Annotated in this window: 15 protein-coding genes; 4 read left to right on the top strand and 11 right to left on the bottom strand. The window is 70.6% G+C overall.

The window, feature by feature from the left end; all coding sequences use genetic code 11:
* Positions 1 to 48 precede the first annotated feature (48 nt).
* The 5 genes from PVT71_RS04925 to PVT71_RS04905 all read right to left on the bottom strand — a co-directional run bounded on the left by PVT71_RS04925 (position 49) and on the right by PVT71_RS04905 (position 5637).
* Positions 49 to 834, bottom strand: coding sequence for a trypsin-like peptidase domain-containing protein (locus PVT71_RS04925; RefSeq protein ID WP_353473388.1), 786 nt, complete (start codon positions 832 to 834; stop codon positions 49 to 51).
* Positions 831 to 1538: a trypsin-like peptidase domain-containing protein gene (locus PVT71_RS04920; RefSeq protein ID WP_353473835.1), complete on the bottom strand. Its 708-nt coding sequence runs from the start codon at positions 1536 to 1538 to the stop codon at positions 831 to 833. Before PVT71_RS04920 ends, PVT71_RS04925 begins: the two co-directional genes overlap by 4 nt.
* Positions 1539 to 1689: 151 nt before the next feature.
* A complete protein-coding gene (gene glcF / locus PVT71_RS04915; protein WP_353473387.1) occupies positions 1690 to 2994 on the bottom strand; it encodes a glycolate oxidase subunit GlcF in 1305 nt (434 codons plus the stop codon).
* A 24-nt stretch (positions 2995 to 3018) separates the two neighbouring features.
* Positions 3019 to 4116 (bottom strand): FAD-binding protein, encoded by a 1098-nt coding sequence (locus tag PVT71_RS04910; RefSeq protein ID WP_353473386.1) that lies wholly within the window; start codon positions 4114 to 4116, stop codon positions 3019 to 3021.
* Between the two features lie 72 nt (positions 4117 to 4188).
* Complete coding sequence (locus PVT71_RS04905; RefSeq protein ID WP_353473385.1) at positions 4189 to 5637, bottom strand: FAD-linked oxidase C-terminal domain-containing protein; 1449 nt, start codon at positions 5635 to 5637, stop codon at positions 4189 to 4191.
* A 132-nt stretch (positions 5638 to 5769) separates the two neighbouring features.
* Between PVT71_RS04905 and PVT71_RS04900 the strand changes: the two genes are divergently transcribed.
* Together PVT71_RS04900 and PVT71_RS04895 are read left to right on the top strand one after the other, a co-directional pair.
* Positions 5770 to 6180 carry a CopD family protein gene (locus PVT71_RS04900; RefSeq protein WP_353473384.1) on the top strand — a complete coding sequence of 137 codons (411 nt, stop codon included), beginning with the start codon at positions 5770 to 5772 and terminating at the stop codon, positions 6178 to 6180.
* Positions 6181 to 6182: 2 nt separating this feature from the next.
* The gene (locus PVT71_RS04895; protein WP_353473383.1) at positions 6183 to 6890 is read left to right on the top strand and encodes a DUF599 domain-containing protein; all 708 of its coding nucleotides are present in this window, start codon (positions 6183 to 6185) and stop codon (positions 6888 to 6890) included.
* Positions 6891 to 6974: 84 nt separating this feature from the next.
* Here the strand turns inward: PVT71_RS04895 and PVT71_RS04890 are convergent, their stop codons facing one another.
* From PVT71_RS04890 to PVT71_RS04875, 4 genes are read right to left on the bottom strand one after another with little or no spacing between them, the layout of a single operon-like run.
* Positions 6975 to 9017, bottom strand: a complete 2043-nt coding sequence (locus tag PVT71_RS04890) for a glutamine amidotransferase (RefSeq protein WP_353473382.1) — start codon at positions 9015 to 9017, stop codon at positions 6975 to 6977.
* A 13-nt stretch (positions 9018 to 9030) separates the two neighbouring features.
* A complete protein-coding gene (locus PVT71_RS04885) occupies positions 9031 to 11820 on the bottom strand; it encodes a DUF4159 domain-containing protein (RefSeq protein WP_353473381.1) in 2790 nt (929 codons plus the stop codon).
* Positions 11817 to 12695, bottom strand: a complete 879-nt coding sequence (locus PVT71_RS04880; RefSeq protein ID WP_353473380.1) for a DUF58 domain-containing protein — start codon at positions 12693 to 12695, stop codon at positions 11817 to 11819. Before PVT71_RS04880 ends, PVT71_RS04885 begins: the two co-directional genes overlap by 4 nt.
* Positions 12692 to 13693: a MoxR family ATPase gene (locus tag PVT71_RS04875; RefSeq protein ID WP_353473379.1), complete on the bottom strand. Its 1002-nt coding sequence runs from the start codon at positions 13691 to 13693 to the stop codon at positions 12692 to 12694. The genes PVT71_RS04880 and PVT71_RS04875 overlap by 4 nt, the downstream gene beginning before the upstream one ends.
* A 69-nt stretch (positions 13694 to 13762) precedes the next feature.
* Between PVT71_RS04875 and PVT71_RS04870 the strand changes: the two genes are divergently transcribed.
* Positions 13763 to 14353, top strand: a complete 591-nt coding sequence (locus tag PVT71_RS04870) for a DUF1285 domain-containing protein (protein WP_353473378.1) — start codon at positions 13763 to 13765, stop codon at positions 14351 to 14353.
* A gap of 2 nt (positions 14354 to 14355) precedes the next feature.
* Here the strand turns inward: PVT71_RS04870 and PVT71_RS04865 are convergent, their stop codons facing one another.
* On the bottom strand, positions 14356 to 15111 hold the full coding sequence (locus PVT71_RS04865) for an SDR family NAD(P)-dependent oxidoreductase (RefSeq protein ID WP_353473377.1): 756 nt from the start codon (positions 15109 to 15111) through the stop codon (positions 14356 to 14358).
* A 77-nt stretch (positions 15112 to 15188) separates the two neighbouring features.
* On the opposite strand from PVT71_RS04865, the gene PVT71_RS04860 reads away from it, so the two are divergent.
* On the top strand, positions 15189 to 15791 hold the full coding sequence (locus PVT71_RS04860; protein ID WP_353473376.1) for a TetR/AcrR family transcriptional regulator: 603 nt from the start codon (positions 15189 to 15191) through the stop codon (positions 15789 to 15791).
* A 16-nt stretch (positions 15792 to 15807) separates the two neighbouring features.
* Here the strand turns inward: PVT71_RS04860 and PVT71_RS04855 are convergent, their stop codons facing one another.
* On the bottom strand, positions 15808 to 16626 hold the full coding sequence (locus PVT71_RS04855) for a sulfotransferase family protein (protein ID WP_353473375.1): 819 nt from the start codon (positions 16624 to 16626) through the stop codon (positions 15808 to 15810).
* Positions 16627 to 16710 lie beyond the last annotated feature (84 nt).

Genomic DNA, 16710 nt, shown 5'->3' with positions numbered 1-16710 from the left:
AGATGGGGAGGGGTTTTTGTGGTTTCAAGGGGGCGCGGGCGCGTCCCGTCACGGCCGCACGAACCGCGCCCCGGTCTCGCCGCGGGCGTCGCCTACGGTGATGCGCCGCGCGCCCGTGCCGACCGGCGGGCGCGCGTCCTCGTTGCGCAGCCGGGCCGCCAGATCCGGCACCAGCGCGGCGATGCCGGGCCCGTAGGCCATGCCGCCGCCGACCGAGGAGATCACCGACAGGATGCGCAGCCGCCCATCCTCGCGCAGGAAGACCGGCGCGCCGGAACTGCCGAAGGTCACGTCGCAGTCGAAGCCGAGCACGTCGTCGGCGTAATGCGCGGTGACCGCGCAGGAGGGCTCGCGCGAGAGCACCTCCTCGCGCCCCTTGCCGTAGCTGAGCACGGTGACCGCGCTGCCCTCGGGCGCGCCCTGCAGCAGGCGGAAGGGGTCGGCCTCGGCGCTGGTGACCGGGGCCTCGAGCTTCAGCAGCGCCACGTCGACCGCCACCGTCTCATGGGTCGGGTGCGGGCGCTTGACGTAGGTGGGGGGGACGACCCAGCGGCGCACCCTCTGCGCGACGACCTCGGTGCCGCGGAAATAGCCGGCGCGGAAGGTCAGGCTCTCGGGCGGGCGGGGCGTGCCGTCGGGGGTGAAGACGCAATGCGCCGCGGTCAGCACGATGTCGGGGGCGATCAGCGCGCCGGTGCAGAAGGCGCCCGCGGCATCGAGCCGGCCCACCGCCTCCCAGCCGAGGAGGTCGCCGCGCCCGTCGATCACGTCGAAGGTCGCCTGCGCGGCGGCGGGACCGGCCAGCAGGGCAAGGAGGGGGAGAAGCAGCCTCATGGCCGGATGAACTTCGCGCCGGTGTCGCGCCGGCTGCCCGCGCCGAGCGGGTTGCGCACGATGTCGGCGTCGAGCGCGCCGCGCAATTCGGCGAGCGGGCCCGAGAGGCCGGTGGCCAGCGAGACCGGCGCGCCCCCGGCCTCGGCCTTGGCCGAGATCACCGAGACGATGCGCGGCTCGCCGCCCTCGAAGGAGAAGACCGGCGAGCCGGAGCTGCCGAAATCCACCGAGCAGTCGAGCACCAGCATCCCCTCCTGCCGGTCGAGCACGCCGCAGTAGTCCTGCAGCGCCGGGGCCTCGGAGCGGTCATGGGCGTAGGACACCACCCCGAGTTCGTCCCCGGCCTCGGGGAAGGGGCCAAGCCCGAAGGGCGCGATGCTGCTGTTGCGGATCGGCAGCTGCAGCTCGATCACCGCAAGGTCGCTGCGCACCCGGTCGGGGCTGGCGGGTGCGGCAAAGTCGTAGCTGTCGAGCGACAGCGCCCGACGCACGCGGCGGTAGGCGGCGGCGCGGCCGTTGCGCCAGCCGGCGAGGAACTGGATCTGGTCCACCGGCACCCGCGCGCCGCTGCGCGCGTCATAGAGGCAATGCGCCGCGGTCAGCACGAGGTCGGGCGCGATCAGCGCCCCGGTGCAGAAGGCCTTGCCGGCGATCTCCAGCCGTCCGACCGCCTCCCAGCCGCGCCCGTCCTCGCGGCTTTCCATGGAAAACAGGCCACCCTGCGCAACCGCCGGCGGTGCCAGCAGCGCGGCGAGCAGCGCAATGAGGTATCTCACGCAAATGACTCCCTGTTCGCCCGGTCAGGCTAGGCAGAGTCTTGGGCAAAATTTGGGCGCTTGCGGGAAGACTGCGGTCTCAGCCAAGCGCCTCCAGCGCGCGCGGTTTCGGCCCGCCCGTCGCCCAGTCGAGCAGCTCGACCGTGTGCACCACCGGCACGCCCGTGCCCGAGCCGATCTGCATCATGCAGCCGATGTTGCCCGCGGCGATGAGCTGCGGCGCCTTGGCCTCGAGCGTCTTGACCTTGCGGTCGCGCAGCTGCTGCGAGATCTCGGGCTGCAGGAGGTTGTAGGTGCCCGCGCTGCCGCAGCAGAGGTGGCTGTCGGCGGGCTCGACCACCTCGAAGCCGGCGCGCTTCAGCAGGTCCTTGGGCGCGGCCTTGACCTTTTGCCCGTGCTGCAGCGAGCAGGCGGCGTGGTAGGCGACGCGCAGACCCTTCGGGGCGGCGGTGAAACTCTCTGCGGGGATGTCGAGATCGCGCAGCAGCTCGCTGATGTCCTTCGCCTTGGCCGAGATCTCGGCCGCCTCGGCCGCCAGCGGCGAGGTCCGGAACATGTGGCCGTAATCCTTCACCGTGGTGCCGCAGCCCGAGGTGTTGATGACGATGGCATCGAGCCCCTCGCCGTCGATCTCGGCCTTCCAGGCGCGGATGTTGGCCTCGGCCGAGCCATGCGCCTGCGCCTCGCGCCCCATGTGATGGGTGAGCGCGCCGCAGCAGCCCGCGCCTTTCGCCACGACCACCTCGCAGCCGAGCCGGCGCAGCAGGCGGATGGTGGCGTCGTTGATGTCGGTGTTGAGCGCCTTCTGCGCGCAGCCGGTCATCAGCGCCACGCGCCTGCGCTTCGGCGCGGTCGGGGCAAAGCTCTGCGGGTCGTCGTTGCGGCTGACCGGCGGGATGCGCTTGGGTGCCATCTGCAGCATCGCCTTCAGCCGCGGGTCGGGCAGCAGCCCGGCGAAGGGGCGGCCCAGCTTCGCCAGCATCAGCGCCACGCGGAAGCGCATCGGGTGCGGGATGATCTGCGCCAGCATCCAGCGCAGCGCGCGGTCATGCCAGGGGCGGGTGTAGGTCTTCTCGATATAGGCGCGCGCGTGGTCGACGAGGTGCATGTAATGCACGCCCGAAGGGCAGGTGGTCATGCAGGACAGGCACGACAGGCACCGGTCGACGTGCTTGACGGTCTTGGCGTCCGGCACCCGCTCGTTCTCGAGCATGTCCTTGATCAGGTAGATGCGCCCGCGCGGGCTGTCGAGCTCGTCGCCCAGCACCTGGTAGGTGGGGCAGGTCGCCGTGCAGAAGCCGCAATGCACGCAGGAGCGCAGGATCTCGTTGGCCCGCTGCGTGCCCGGATCCTGAAGCTGGGCATCGGTGAAATTGGTCTGCATGTCCTGGTCCTCAGCTCCGGCGGGTCACGCCATCAGGCCGGGGTTGAGCACCCCGCGCGGATCGAAACGGCGGCGCAGCCCCTCGGAGAGTGCGGCGACGGCGGCGGGGGCGGGGTGGAAGGCAGGGGCACTGCCCGCGCCGCGCACCCGCGTGGCATGGCCGGCGAAGGCACCGAGCCGGGCGCGGGCGTCGGTGCCCTCGGGCAGCAGCGCCCAGACCAGCCCGCCGCCCCAGTCGTAGAGCAGCGCGCCGGCGCGCAGCCGTGCCGCGAGGCCGGGCGCGTCCGAGGGCTTGCAGGAGATGCGCCAGACATCCCCCGCGCGGCCCTGCAGCGGCGCCACGTCGCGCACCCCGGCCCAGAGCGCGGCCACTTCCTCCGCGCCGGTCTCCTCGGAAAGCTCGCGCCCCGGGAAGAGCGCCGCGAGCTGGCCGAGCCGGTAGGCGACGGAGTGCTCGAACCCCTCGATGCGCAGCAGCGTGCGCCGCGCCGCCGGGTCATGCGCCGCGCCGGTCACGTCGAAGGGCGAGCCGAGCGCCGCGGCCATGGCCGCCACCGCCTCGGCGTCCGAAAGCCCGTGCAGCAGCAGCGTCGCGGCGGTCTCGGGTTTCGGCAGCACCTTGAAGCTGAGCTCGGTCAGCACCCCGAGCGTGCCGTGGCTGCCCGCCATCAGCTTGACGAGGTCGTAGCCGGTGACGTTCTTCATCACCCGCCCGCCGTTCGACACCACCGTGCCGGCGCCGTCGACGAAGCGCACGCCCAGCAGGAAGTCGCGGCAGGCCCCCGAGGCGATGCGCCGCGGCCCCGAGGCATTGGCGGCGACGATCCCGCCGAGCGTGCTGGCGCCTTCCGTGCCAAGCAGCCCGCGCATGTCGGGCACCTCGAAGGCCAGCCGCTGGCCCTCGGTGTCGAGCGCGGCCTCGATCTCCGCAAGCGGCGTGCCCGCCTTCGCCACCAGCGTCAGCGCGCCCGGCTCGTAGAGCGTGATGCCCGAAAGCCCGCCGGTCTCCAGCGGCGCGCCCGCGGCGGCGCCGGCGCTGCGCGTGCCGCCGCCGCGGATGTGCAGCGGCCCGGTGCTGGCGGAGATCATCTCGGCAAGGTCGGTCTCGGTCTCAGGTCTCATCAGGCTTCCACATGGTCAAAATATCCCGGGGGAGTCCGCGCCAGCGGACGGGGGCAGAGCCCCCTCTGCGGCTCACTCGGCCGCCACCGCGAGGTGGCGGCGGCTTTCCGAGGCGTCGAGCGGGAACACCTTGGCGGGGTTGAGCAGCCAGCGCGGGTCGAAGACGTCCTTCACCGCCATCTGCGCCTCGAGGTCGGCGGGCGCGTATTGCGTGTGCATGAGGTCGCGCTTCTCGATCCCGACGCCGTGCTCACCGGTCAGGCAGCCGCCGACCTCGACGCAGAGCTTGAGAATCTCCGCCCCAAAGCGCTCGCAGAGCTCGAGCTGGCCCTCCTGGTTGGCGTTGAACAGGATCAGCGGGTGCATGTTGCCGTCGCCGGCGTGGAAGACGTTGGCGACCTTGAGGCCGAACTCCTCCGACATCTCGCCGATGCGCCGCAGCACGTGGGGCAGGGACGAGACCGGGATCGTGCCGTCGAGGCACATGTAGTCGTTGATCTGCCCCATCGCGCCGAAGGCGGACTTGCGGCCGAGCCAGATGCGGCCCGCCTCGTCCTCGTCCTTCGCCTCGCGCAGCTCGACCGGGTCGTGGCGTTTCGCGATCTCGATGATCTTCGCGAGCTGCTCGGCGATCTCGGCCTCCGAGCCCTCGACCTCGACGATCAGCAGCGCCTCGCACATCGGGTAGCCGGCATGGGCAAAGGCCTCGCAGGCCTCGATGCAGGGGCGGTCCATGAACTCGATCGCGACCGGCAGAACGCCCGCCTTGATGATGTCCGACACGCATTCCCCGGCCACTTCGTTGGACGCAAAGCCCATCAGCACCGGCCGCGCGCCCTCGGGCTTGCGCAGGATGCGCAGCGTCGCCTCGGTGACGACGCCGAGCTGGCCCTCGGAGCCGCAGATCACCCCCAGCAGGTCGAGCCCCGGCGCGTCGAGATGCGCGCCGCCGAGCTCGATCACCGTGCCGTCCATCAGCACCATGGTGACGCCCATGAGGTTGTTGGTGGTCACGCCGTACTTGAGGCAATGCGCCCCGCCCGAGTTCATCGCGATGTTCCCGGCGATGGCGCAGGCCAGCTGCGACGAGGGGTCGGGGGCGTAGAAGAACTCCTCCTCGGCCACGGCGCCGCTGACCGACAGGTTGGTGCGCCCGGTCTGCACGCGGATGAAGCGGTTGGCGTAATCCGTCTCGAGCACGCGGTTCATCTTTGCCACGCCGAGGATCACGCTGTCGGCGGTGGGCAGCGCGCCGCCCGCCAGCGAGGTGCCCGAGCCGCGCGGCACTACGGGCACACCCTCGGCATGGCAGATTCTCAGCACCGCCGCGACTTCCTCGGTGGTGGAGGGCAGCACCGCGCAGAGCGGCGGGCAGCGGTAGGCGGTGAGCGCGTCGCATTCGTAGGCGCGGGTCTCGGACAGGTCCGAGATCACCGCATCTTCGGGCAGAACCGCCCTCAGCCGCGCGACGATCTCGTCCTTGCGCGCGAGGATGCTTGCGTCGGGGGCTGGCATCTCCATCGGGGTCTCCTCCTCGAATTGGTAAGTTCATATAACCAATTTCGGCGCTCGCCAAGCGTTTTTGCCACGCTCGGGTTCTCGCGGCACCGCAGCATCTTGCGCGGCGCAGGGGAATGGTAGCAGGTGGAGCCCATGGACTGGCTGAAGATCATTCACATTCTTTGCGTCATGGGATGGATGACCTCCATCTTCGCCGTGCCGCGTGCGCTCATCTATTGGAAACGCGACTACGCCAGGACCGGCGAGTTCGGCCCGCTGGGCGATCTCACCTACCGGCTCTACCGCTTCTCGGCGGGGCTGGCGGTGATCGCGGTGATCACCGGACTCTGGCTCGGCGTGCTCTGGGGCTTCCCGGGCTGGCTGCACGCCAAGATCGGCCTCGTGGCGTTGTTGGCGGCGCATTACGTCTGGACCGGGGTGCTGGTCGGCCGCGCCAAGAAGGGCGAGTTCCGCGAGTCGGACACGTTCCTGCGAATCTTCAACGAGATCAGCGTGGTGGGCACGATCGCCATCCTCTGGCTGGTCGTGGCGAAACCGTTCTGACCATGGCGCTTCCCTCGCTCGACCCGTTCTTCTACTTCGCGCCGCTCGACCTCGCGGGGGTGGTGCTGCTGGTGGTCAGCTGGCTGGGCAGTTCCTGGCTGATCGAACATCCGCCGGCGCGGCGGCCCTCGGTCTCGGTGCTGATGGCGCGCTACCGGCGGCAGTGGATGAAGCATTTCGTCACCCGCCAGCCGCGCATCTTCGATTCCAACATCGTCGGCAGCCTGCGGCAGAGCACGGCCTTCTTCGCCTCGACCTCGATGATCGCCATCGGCGGCATCTTCGCGCTGCTCGGCAACCCCGACCGGGTGCGCGGCGTGGCCGAGGACCTTTCCGCCGGGGGCGACGCGCCGACCATCGTCTGGGAGGCGAAGCTGCTGCTGATCCTCGCCTTCGCCGCCAATGCCTTCCTGAAGTTCGTCTGGTCGAACCGGCTCTTCGGCTATTGCTCGGTGATGATGGGGGCGGTGCCGAACGACGAGAGCACGATCGCCTATTCCCGCGCCGCCAAGGCCGCCGAGATCAACATCCTTGCCGCGCGCAGCTACAACCGCGGGCTGCGGTCGGTCTACTACGGCATCGGCTCCACCGCCTGGCTGCTGGGCTCGATCCCGCTGCTGATCGCGGTAGTCATCACCCTGTCGGTGATCCTGCGGCGCGAGTTCACCTCGCAGTCGCGCGAGGTGCTGCTTGCCTCCGAGGACACCTGAGCAAAAGCCTTCGAAGGCTTTTGCAACTCCCTTCAAAGGGAGTTGCGCCATGCCCGGCGGCGCGTGCCAAGTTCCGGTGCAGGATCAGCGCCGCCCTTCGCGCAGCCAGGCGCCGACGATGAAGCCCGCGGCGAGCAGCAGGGTCAGCCAGGCTGGAAGCAGCGGGATGCGGGTCACGTCCATGGTCTCGAAGGCCTCGCGCGGGGTGATGCCCATCCAGCCGCGCCCGGCGGCGGGACGCCCGGCGCCCACGGCGCGGATGCTCGGCAGACCGTCCTCGATATTCGCCTCGCCGCCGCGCAGGGAGGCGACCACCGGCTCCAGCGCCTCGCCGCTGGCGATGGTCTGCTCGAACTCGCGCGGAGCTGCCGGGCCGAGGCCGATCACCGCCTCCTGCTCGCCCTCCTTCAACCGGTAGAGGCCGATCTCGGGCCCGTCGTAGGTGGCCTCGAAACGGCCGGGCGAGACCTCCTGCATCTGCAGGCTCTCCTCGGTGCCGTCCGGGCGGGTGACGGTGACCGCGCCGACGCCATCCTCGAGCGTGCGGCGGATGATGCGCATGTGCTGGCCGGTGGCCTCGGCCCAGAGCGCCTCTTCCTCGAGCTCGGGCTCCTTCATCATCCAGTGCGCGAGGCGTCGCAGCAGGTCGAGCTGCGGCCCGCCGCCCTCGAAGCCGCGCGACCAGAGCCAGGCCTGGTCCGAGGCGATCAGCGCGACGCGCCCCTCGCCGATCCGGTCGAGCACCAGCAGCGGCTTGTCCTCGGCGCCGGACATCAGCACCTCGGCGCTGTCGAGCGGGGTCACCTCGACCTGGCGCATCCAGCGGCCCCAGGTGTCGGCGCCGGTGAGCCCGGCGGTGACCGGGTGGCGCTGGCCGAGGTCGGTGACCTTGGGCCGGTAGCCCTGGTCGATGACGCGGGCGGTGGGTTCGGCGGGCAGGATCTCGGCCAGGGGCGAGCGGTAGAGCGAGTCGGCGCTGGCATAGTCGGGCCCGGCCGCGATCAGCAGCGCGCCGCCGTTCTCGACGTAGTTGCGCACGTTGTCGAGGTAGATGGCGGGCAGGATGCCGCGGCGCTTGTAGCGGTCGAAGATGATCAGGTCGAAATCCTCGATCTTCTCGAGGAAGAGCTCGCGCGTCGGGAAGGCGATGAGCGAGAGCTCGGTCACCGGCACGCCGTCCTGCTTCTCGGGCGGGCGCAGGATGGTGAAATGCACGAGATCGACGGAACTGTCGGATTTCAGCAGGTTGCGCCAGGTGCGGCTGCCCGCGTGCGGCTCGCCCGAGACCAGCAGCACGCGCAGCCGGTCGCGCACGCCGTTGATCTGCACCAGCGCGGTGTTGTTGCGGTCGGTCAGCTCGGCCTCGCCCTCGGGGACGGTGAACTGGATCACGTTGAGCCCGCCGTGCGGCAGGGTCACCGGCAGCTCGATGTCCTGGCCGAGCGGGACGCGGTAGCTGCTCGGGGTGCCGCCGTCGATCGAGATCTGCAGCTCGGTGTCGATCTCGCGCGGGGCGGCGCCGTCATCCTCGACCCGCAGGGTCAGGGTGACGGGCTCGCCGAGGATGGCGAAGGCCGGGGCGTTCTTGACGATCAGGCGGCGGTCCCAGTCGGTGTCGTGCCCGGTCAGCAGCAGGTGCAGCGGCGCGGGCAGGTTTGGCGCGCGTTCGAGATCATGCAGCCGCCCGTCGGAGAGCAGGAAGATCCCCGCGACCCGGCCGCGCGGCTCCTCGGCCAGCGCCTCGGAGAGGGCGGTCATCAGCAGCGTGCCGCTGTCGCCCTCGCCGTCGGGCACGGTGATGCGGCGCACCTCGGTGTTGGGCCGGGCGGCGAGCCGCGCCTCGAGCGCGTCCGCCGTTTCCTTCGTGGTCTCGAGCCGGTCGCCGAGCTTCTGCGAGGCGCTCTGGTCCTCGAGCAGCAGCACGATGTCGGAAAGCGGCGCGCGGTCCTCTTCCTGGAAGGACGGCTGGGTGAGCGCCGCGACCAGCACGAAGCCTGCGAAGAAGCGCAGCGCCCAGCCGGGCATGCCGCGCCAGAGCGCCAGCGCGACCGAGACCAGCGCCACGCCGCCGAGGGCCCAGATCACGGGCCAGGGCAGCAGCGGGTCAAAGACGATTTCGCCGGTCATGCGTGCAATCCGTTCATTGGCCCAGCCTGTCGAGAAGCGCAGGCACGTGGACCTGGTCGGATTTGTAGTTGCCGGTGAGCACGTGCATCACCAGGTTGATCCCGAAGCGATAGGCGATCTCGCGCTGGCGCTCGCCGGCGAAGCCCGAGCCGATGCGCACCTGCGGGTTGCCGCGCGCGTCCACCGCCCAGGCCGCGGCCCAGTCGTTGCCGCCGATCACCACCGGGGTGACGTTGTCGTTGAGGTTGCGGAAGGGCATGCCCTCGATCAGCTCAGCATCGGGCGGCGCGGCCTCGACCCAGACGTCGCGGCTGGTGTAGCGGCCGGGGAAGTCCTGCAGCAGGTAGAAGGTGCGGGTCAGCACGTGGTCCTGCGGCACCGGCTCCAACGGCGGGATGTCGAGCGGGGCGGCGAGCTCGCGCAGCTTGCGCCCCTCGGGGCTGGCCGTGCCGAAGCCCGCGACATCGGCGTCGCGGGTGTCGAAGAGGATCATCCCGCCCGAGCGCAGGTACTCGTTGAGCTTGGCATAGGCGGCGGGCGAGGGGGTGGGCTGCGACGGGGTGATCGGCCAGTAGAGCAACGGGAAGAAGGCCAGCTCGTCCTTCTCGAGGTCGACCGCCATCGGCTCGGAGGGTTCGACCGAGGTGCGGTAGAAGAGCGTCTCCGACAGGCCGCGCAGCCCGTTCTGCGCCAGGTCGTCGAGCTGCGCATCGCCGGTGATGACATGGGCGAGGGTGACCTCGGCGGTGGCCGCCTCGGCAAAGGCGTCGCCCCCGCCCGACGCCGCGCCCTGCGCCCGGACCGTGCCGGGGGCGGCGAGCGGTCCGAGGCTCAGCGCCAGCAGCAGCGCGACGGCGGTGGGCCGGGCGCCGCGCAGCCGGCCCGAGAGGGCGAGCGAGGCGATGACATCGGCGAGCAGCAGCGCGATCGCCAGCGCCAGCAGCCAGCCGGCGAGCGGGGTCTCCTGTGGCCGGGTCATCCCCTCGACCGGCACCGTGTCGGGCCAGACGGCGGGTTCGAGCACCGTGTCCTCGGTCACCACGTTGCGCGCGAGGCTGCGATCCTCGCCCTGGTAGAGGCCGGGGCGCAGCTCGGGGCCGAGCGGGGCGGAGAGCAGCGCCTCGCCGGGCACGCCGGGCAGGGTGCCCGCATCGACCACGGCGCCGAAGCCGTCGAGCACGCGAATGGGTTGCCACATGGTGCCCACCAGTTCTTCGGGGTCGGGGGTCGCGGGCATGGCCGAGATCGCCAGCCGCTCGAGCATCTGCACGAAGAGCCCCGAGAGCGGCAGTGTGGACCATTCGGCGTTGGCGGTGACGTGGAAGAGCACGACCTGCCCCTGTCCGACGCGCTTGCGGGTCACCAGCGGGGTGCCGTCGCTCAGCTGGGCGATGACGCGCTCGGCGAGGGTCGGGTCGGGCTGCGCCATGACCTGGCTGGTCACGGTGACGTCGGCCGGGATCCGGAGCCCCTCGAACGGGCTGCCCTCTGGGAAGGGGGCCAGCGATTTCGGCTCGCCCCAGCTCATCGCGCCGCCGACCGAGCGCCCGCCGGCGCGCAGGCGCACGGGCATCAGCGGGTCCTCGCGGTCGCGCGAGAGGTCCGAGGCGGCCAGCCGCGGCCCGGCAAAGCGCAGCAGCGTGCCGCCCTTCTCGAGCCATTCGGTCACGCCCTCGGCCTCGCCCGGGCCAAGCGTCGCCACGTCGGCGAGCACGATCACGTCGGGGTTGGCGGGCAGCACCTCGGTCAGCGCACCGTCGAGGATGTCGACATCCTCTTCCAGCGCCTTGTGAAGATAGTAGAGCGGCGAGAGCAGCTCGAGCCCCTCGCGGTTCTCGTTCCCGGCGATCAGCGCGACCTCGCGGCGGCGCAGGCTGTCGTCGGGCAGGCTGACCGCGCCGGCGCTGCGGGCACCGTCGATCTCGAAGCGGGTGATGCGGGCGCGCAGCTCGGCGGGCAGCGAGAGGTCGAGCTGGCCTTCCGAGGCACCCTCGGCGAAGGTGAGCGGCGCGCGGACCAGCACGGCGGGGTTGCCCGCCGGGTCGAGTCCGTGCCCGGCGATGGAAATCTCGCGCGCGGCGCCGGGGTGCAGGCGGCGGGCGGTCAGCTGGACATGCCCGTCCTCGAAGCGCGGCGGCAGCAGCGCGGTCAGGTTGCGCGGGCTTTCGAAGACGGTGACCTGCCCGTGCTCCATCAGCGCGTCGAGCAGCGGCTCGCGGCTGTCGCGGGCAAGCCCGTCGGACATCCAGTAGCTGTCGAAATCCCCCTCGGGCAGCATCGACAGTGCGCGGGTCACGTGCTCCTCGCCGGGCTCCCAGGGCTCGGGCTGCAGCCCCGACAGGCGTGAGCGCATCACGGCGGCCTGCTGGAACTGCGGCACCTCGGGTTCGGTCAGGCGGATCACCGCGACCGGCCGCGCCTCGCGCTCGGCCCGCGAGAGCAGCGCATCGAGCGCGGTCTGACGCGCGCGCCAGTCGGCGGCAGAGGACCAGCTGGCGTCCATCACCACGAGCAGCGGGCCGGTGCCCACGGATTGCGAGTCGTCCTCGGGGTTCAGGATCGGCCCGGCCAGCCCGATTATCACCGCCGCCACGGCCAGCAGGCGCAGCAGCAGCAGCCACCAGGGGGTGCGGTCGGTGACCTGGTCGTCGTCCTTGAGCCCGAGCAGCAGCACCACGCCAGGGAACAGGCGCCGGATCGGGGCCGGGGGGACGGCGCGGAGGATAACCCAGAGCACCGGCAGGGCAAGCAGCCCCAGCAGGAGCCAGGGGGCGGTGAAGCCCAGCGGGCCGAGTACGGTCATCCGTGCCCTCCATCCATCGCGCGATAGACCCAGAGCAGGGCGTTCTGCGCGCTGTCGCTCGTATGATGGCACATAAATTGCCAACCAGTTAAGCGAGACAGATGGTCCAGTCGCGCCTTGCGCTCGGCGAGGCGCTCGAGATAGCGCTCGCGCAGGTCGCCGGCCTTCAGCGTCTCATGGGCCAGGGTCTTGCCGACGCTTTCGAAAATCGTCCGGCCCTTGAACGGGAAGGTCTCTTCCGAGGGGTCGAGCACCTGCAGCAGGACCCCGCGCACGCCGCGGTCGGCGGCCTTGGTCAGCGCCGCCTCCACCGGGGCGATGTCGCCGAGGAAATCCGAGACGAACATGGCCCGCGCGTGCGGGATCATGCCGCGCGCCTCGGGCTCGGAGTAGTCCTCGTCGCCGTCCTTCGTCAGCGCCTCGGCAAGGCGCAGGATCTGGATGTCGCCGTTGCGCGGCGGCAGCGACCAGCCGGTGAAGCCCACCCGCTCGCCGCCGCGGATCAGCAGGATGCCGACGGCCAGCGCCACCAGCCGCGCGCGGTCGCCCTTGCTGGGCAGGTCGCGGTGCGAGGTAAAGCGCATGGACGCGCCGGTATCGACCCAGAGCTGCACGCTCTGCGCGATCTGCCATTCGCGCTCGCGCACATACTGGTCGTCGCCGCGGCCCGAGCGGCGCCAGTCGATCGAGCGGTAGGTGTCGCCGGGGCGCAGCGGGCGGTACTGCCAGAAATCGTCCCCGAGCCCCGAGCGTCGCCGGCCGTGCTCGCCCAGCAGGACGGTGCCGGCGAGATGCTCGGCACGCGCCAGCAGGGCCGGGAACCGCGCGGCCTCTTCCTGGGCGCTCTTGCGGAGCTGGGCGACGGGGGTGATCAAGCGGCGGCCTCGGAGGGCTCCAGCGTGCTGCAGACCTCGTCGATGAGGGCGCCGAGGCTTTCGCCGCGGGCGCGGGCCGAGAAGGTCAGCGCCATGCGGTGCACCAGCACCGGGCGGGCCATGTCCATCACGTCCTCGGGCGAGGGGGCAAGGCGCCCCTGCAGCAGCGCGCGGGCGCGCACGGTCAGCATCAGCGCCTGCGCGGCACGCGGGCCGGGGCCCCAGGCGACGGTGTCGCGCACCCGCGCCGAGGACGAGGGATCGCTGGGCCGGAAGGCGCGCACGAGGTCGAGGATCATCTCGACCACCGCGTCGCCCACCGGCATCCGGCGCAGCAGGTGCTGCGCGGCCATCAGCGTGGCGGGATCGAAGACCTGGTGCGCCTGCGCCTCCTCGGTGCCGGTGGTTGCCAGCAGGATGTCCTTCTCGGTCTTGCGGTCGGGATAGGCCACGTCGATCTGCACGAGGAAGCGGTCGAGCTGCGCCTCGGGCAGGGGGTAGGTGCCTTCCTGCTCGATCGGGTTCTGCGTGGCGAGCACGTGGAACGGCAGCTCGAGCTGGCGCGTTTCCCCGCCGATGGTCACCGATTTCTCCTGCATGGCCTGCAACAGGGCCGACTGCGTGCGCGGCGAGGCGCGGTTGATCTCGTCCGCCATCAGCAGCTGGCAGAAGACCGGGCCGGGCAGGAACTTGAAGGCGCGGCTGCCGTCGGCGGCGGTTTCCAGCACCTCGGAGCCGAGGATGTCGGCGGGCATCAGGTCTGGGGTGAACTGCACGCGGTTGCCGTTGAGGCCCATCACCGTCGACAGGGTTTCGACCAGCCGGGTCTTGCCGAGCCCGGGCAGGCCGATGAGCAGCGCGTGCCCGCCGCAGAGCAGCGCGGCGAGGGTCAGGTCGACGACCCGTTCCTGCCCGATGAAGCGCCGGGTGATCGCCGACTTGGCTTCGGCGAGCTTTTCTTCCAGCGCCTCGATCTCGGCGACCAGGTCTTCGGCCATGGGGAGACTCCCTTGCGTAAATCCTTTACCGAAGCGAGTGTATCGCGGGGGTGAAAAATGGCAAAAGCAATGCGCACACAAAATTACGTGACTCCCTCGGCTGACGGCATTGCTGCTGCAGCGCGCGCCGCTTCCGGGCGCGGACTGCCGCCGGTCGAACGCTGGAATCCGCCGTTCTGCGGCGATCTCGACATGCGGATCGCCCGCGACGGCACGTGGTTCTACCTCGGCACGCCGATCGGGCGCTTCGAGCTGGTGAAGCTGTTCTCGTCGATCCTGCGGAAGGACGGCGACGATTATTTCCTCGTCACCCCGGTCGAGCGGGTCGGCATCACCGTCGAGGACGCGCCCTTCGTCGCCACCGACTTCGAGGCCGAGGGCGACGGCGATGCGCAGGTGCTGACCTTCCAGACCCATGTCGGCGATTTCGCGGTGGCCGGGCCCGAGCATCCGATCCGCGTCGTGCGCGATGCCGAAACCGGCGAGCCATCGCCCTACATCCACGTGCGCCGCAACCTCGAGGCGCTGATCGACCGCAAGAGCTTCTACCGGCTGGTCGAGCTCGGGCAGCACCACGAGCACGAGGGCGCGCGCTGGTTCGGCCTCTGGTCGTCCGGCGCGTTCTTCCCGATGATTCCCTCGGAAGAGCTCGAGGGCTGAGCTCAGGCCTCGATCCGGCGCATGATCCCGTGCGCCAGCGCGGGTGACAGGCGCATCACCCGGCGCAGCAGCCGGGTCCGACCGATCCAGATCTCGGGCTTTCCGGCCTCGGCCCCGGCGAGGATCGCGGCGGCGGCCTCGAGGGCGGGCATCTTGCGCTCCGCCCGCCCGCGCGACAGCGAGGTGTTCACCGAGGGCAGCAGCGCCTCGCAGATGCGGATGCGCAGCCCGGCGTCCTCGGCCTGGTAACGCAGGCTGCGGGTGAAGCTGCGCAGCGCCGCCTTGGTGGCGCAGTAGATCGGCGCGTCGGTCTTCGGCGCGACGGCCAGCCCCGAGGTAACGTTGACGATCCGCGCGCCCGGCTGGGCTGCAAGGCGCGGCAGCAGCGCCGTGGCGATCTGCATGGGGGCGATCAGGTTGATCTGCACTTCCTCCTCGATCCCGACATCGTGGTTGCCGCCGTCGGTGAGCAGCGGGTGGCTCATCACCGCGGCGTTGTTGATCAGCACCGAGCAGTCCGGATGCGCGTCGGCCACCCAGTTGACCACGCCGCGGGGGATCTCGGGATCACCGAGGTCCGCCTCGAGCCCGTCGAAGCGCGGGCCGAGCCGGCGCGCCATCTCGTCGAGCGCGGCAAGGTTGCGGGCCACGCCCAGCACCGTCGCGCCTTCGCGCGCCAGCTGCTCGGCCATGGCAAGGCCGATGCCGCGCGTCGCGCCGGTCAGCAGCACCTTGCGGCCGTTCCAGTACCCGGTCATGGCGGTTTCCCCTTGTGCGATCCTCTGTCCGGGGTAGAATGTGAGCATTCCCTCAGGTTTCCTACTCGCATTCCGCCATGGCCCAGATCGCAGCGCTATCTCCCCGGAAAACACCGCGTCAGGGCCGCTCGCGCGCCTCGGTCGAGGCGATCCTGACCGCCGCGACTCAGATTCTTGAGGCCGGCGGCGCCGCCGCGCTGACCACCAATGGTGTGGCCGACCGGGCGGGGGTGAGCATCGGCACGCTCTACCAGTATTTCCCCAACAAGGAGACAATCCTTGCCGAGCTGATCCGGCGGCAGAAGGCGCAGTTCTTCGAGGACATGGCGCAGGCGGTCGCGGCGGCGCACGCGATGGGGTTGCGCGAGGCGGCGGCCACCGTGCTGCACGCCGCCATCCTGCACCACGCCCGCGCGCCGGTGCTGTCGCGCGAGCTTGAGAAGGCCGAGACGCAGCTGCCGCTGGGGCCCGATGTCTGCGCCGTGGGGGCGGAGGTCGACGCGGCGATGGTGGCCCTGCTGCGGCGCTTCGGCATCGCGCAGCCCGAGATCGCCGCGCGCGATCTTTCGGCGCTCTGCCGGGGCATGGTGCACGCGGCGCTGCTGGCCGAGGAATCCGACCTTGCCGCCATCGAGGCGCGGCTGCTCCCGGCGGTCTTCGGCTACCTGCGCATCACCTGACGCGCGGCCCCGGCGCTCAGTCGCCGAGCTTGGCGTGCACCTCGTCGAGGTCGATCTCGCCGAGCGGCATCTTGTTCGCCGGGTTCTCGAAATCATAGCGGAAGAGCTCGAAGTCGCGCTTGTAGATCTCGTAGACGAGATGCATCGACAGGTCGTCGAAATAGTCCTCGACCGGATGCGCGCGCTTCGGACCGTGACCCTCGGATTCGTTGAAGCGGGGGATGGCTTGCAGATCGACAGGGACCCGCGTCTGCACCTTGTCGAGCACGCCCTGCATCCCCTCGTCGAAGCGTTCCGTCCAGAAGATCCGGTCGTAGCGCCCGCCGTTCACGATGAAGGTCGAGACATGGCCCGACATGGCCGACCAGTGGATGTCGGGGTCCATCGGACGACGCCAGCGGATGGTGTCGCGGGCAAAGAGCAGGAAGCGGCGGAACGAGCGGACCTGGTCGAACTCTTCCTTGCCATCCTCGCCGCCGACCTCGATCCCGTATTTCTGCACCAGCATCGGCACGAGGTTGCCGCGGTAGCGGTTGCCGTTGCGCTGGATGCCGCAGATCTTGTCGAAGAAGCTCGACAGGATGCGGCTGTAGGGGTTGCGCACGCAGGTGAAGGCATAGGCGCCGCGGGTCTTCACATTGGCGCGGATCGCGCCCTGGCTCTCGTCGCGGGCCCATTTGTGCAGGCCCTGCCCGGCGTCATGGATGTCGCCGTCGTAGAACTGCCCGTGGTCCGAGTAGTACATGATCTGGCCGATGGTCGAGCAGGCGCATTTGGGCACCACGCGATAGACCATGCTCTCGCTCTCGGTCATCCATGTGCCCGGAAACCCCATACCGCCCGCTCCTCGTACCTGCCCGGCTTGTCGCGGGCTCCCTCTGCATGCAAAAAAGCAAAAGACATCGGCCTGTTCAACGCC

Origin of the sequence: Salipiger sp. H15, from assembly GCF_040409955.1 — a bacterium.
Taxonomy (GTDB): Bacteria; Pseudomonadota; Alphaproteobacteria; order Rhodobacterales; family Rhodobacteraceae; genus Salipiger.
Note: the sequence above shows the minus strand (reverse complement) of the source record. Positions and strands in the feature narration are given on the sequence as shown.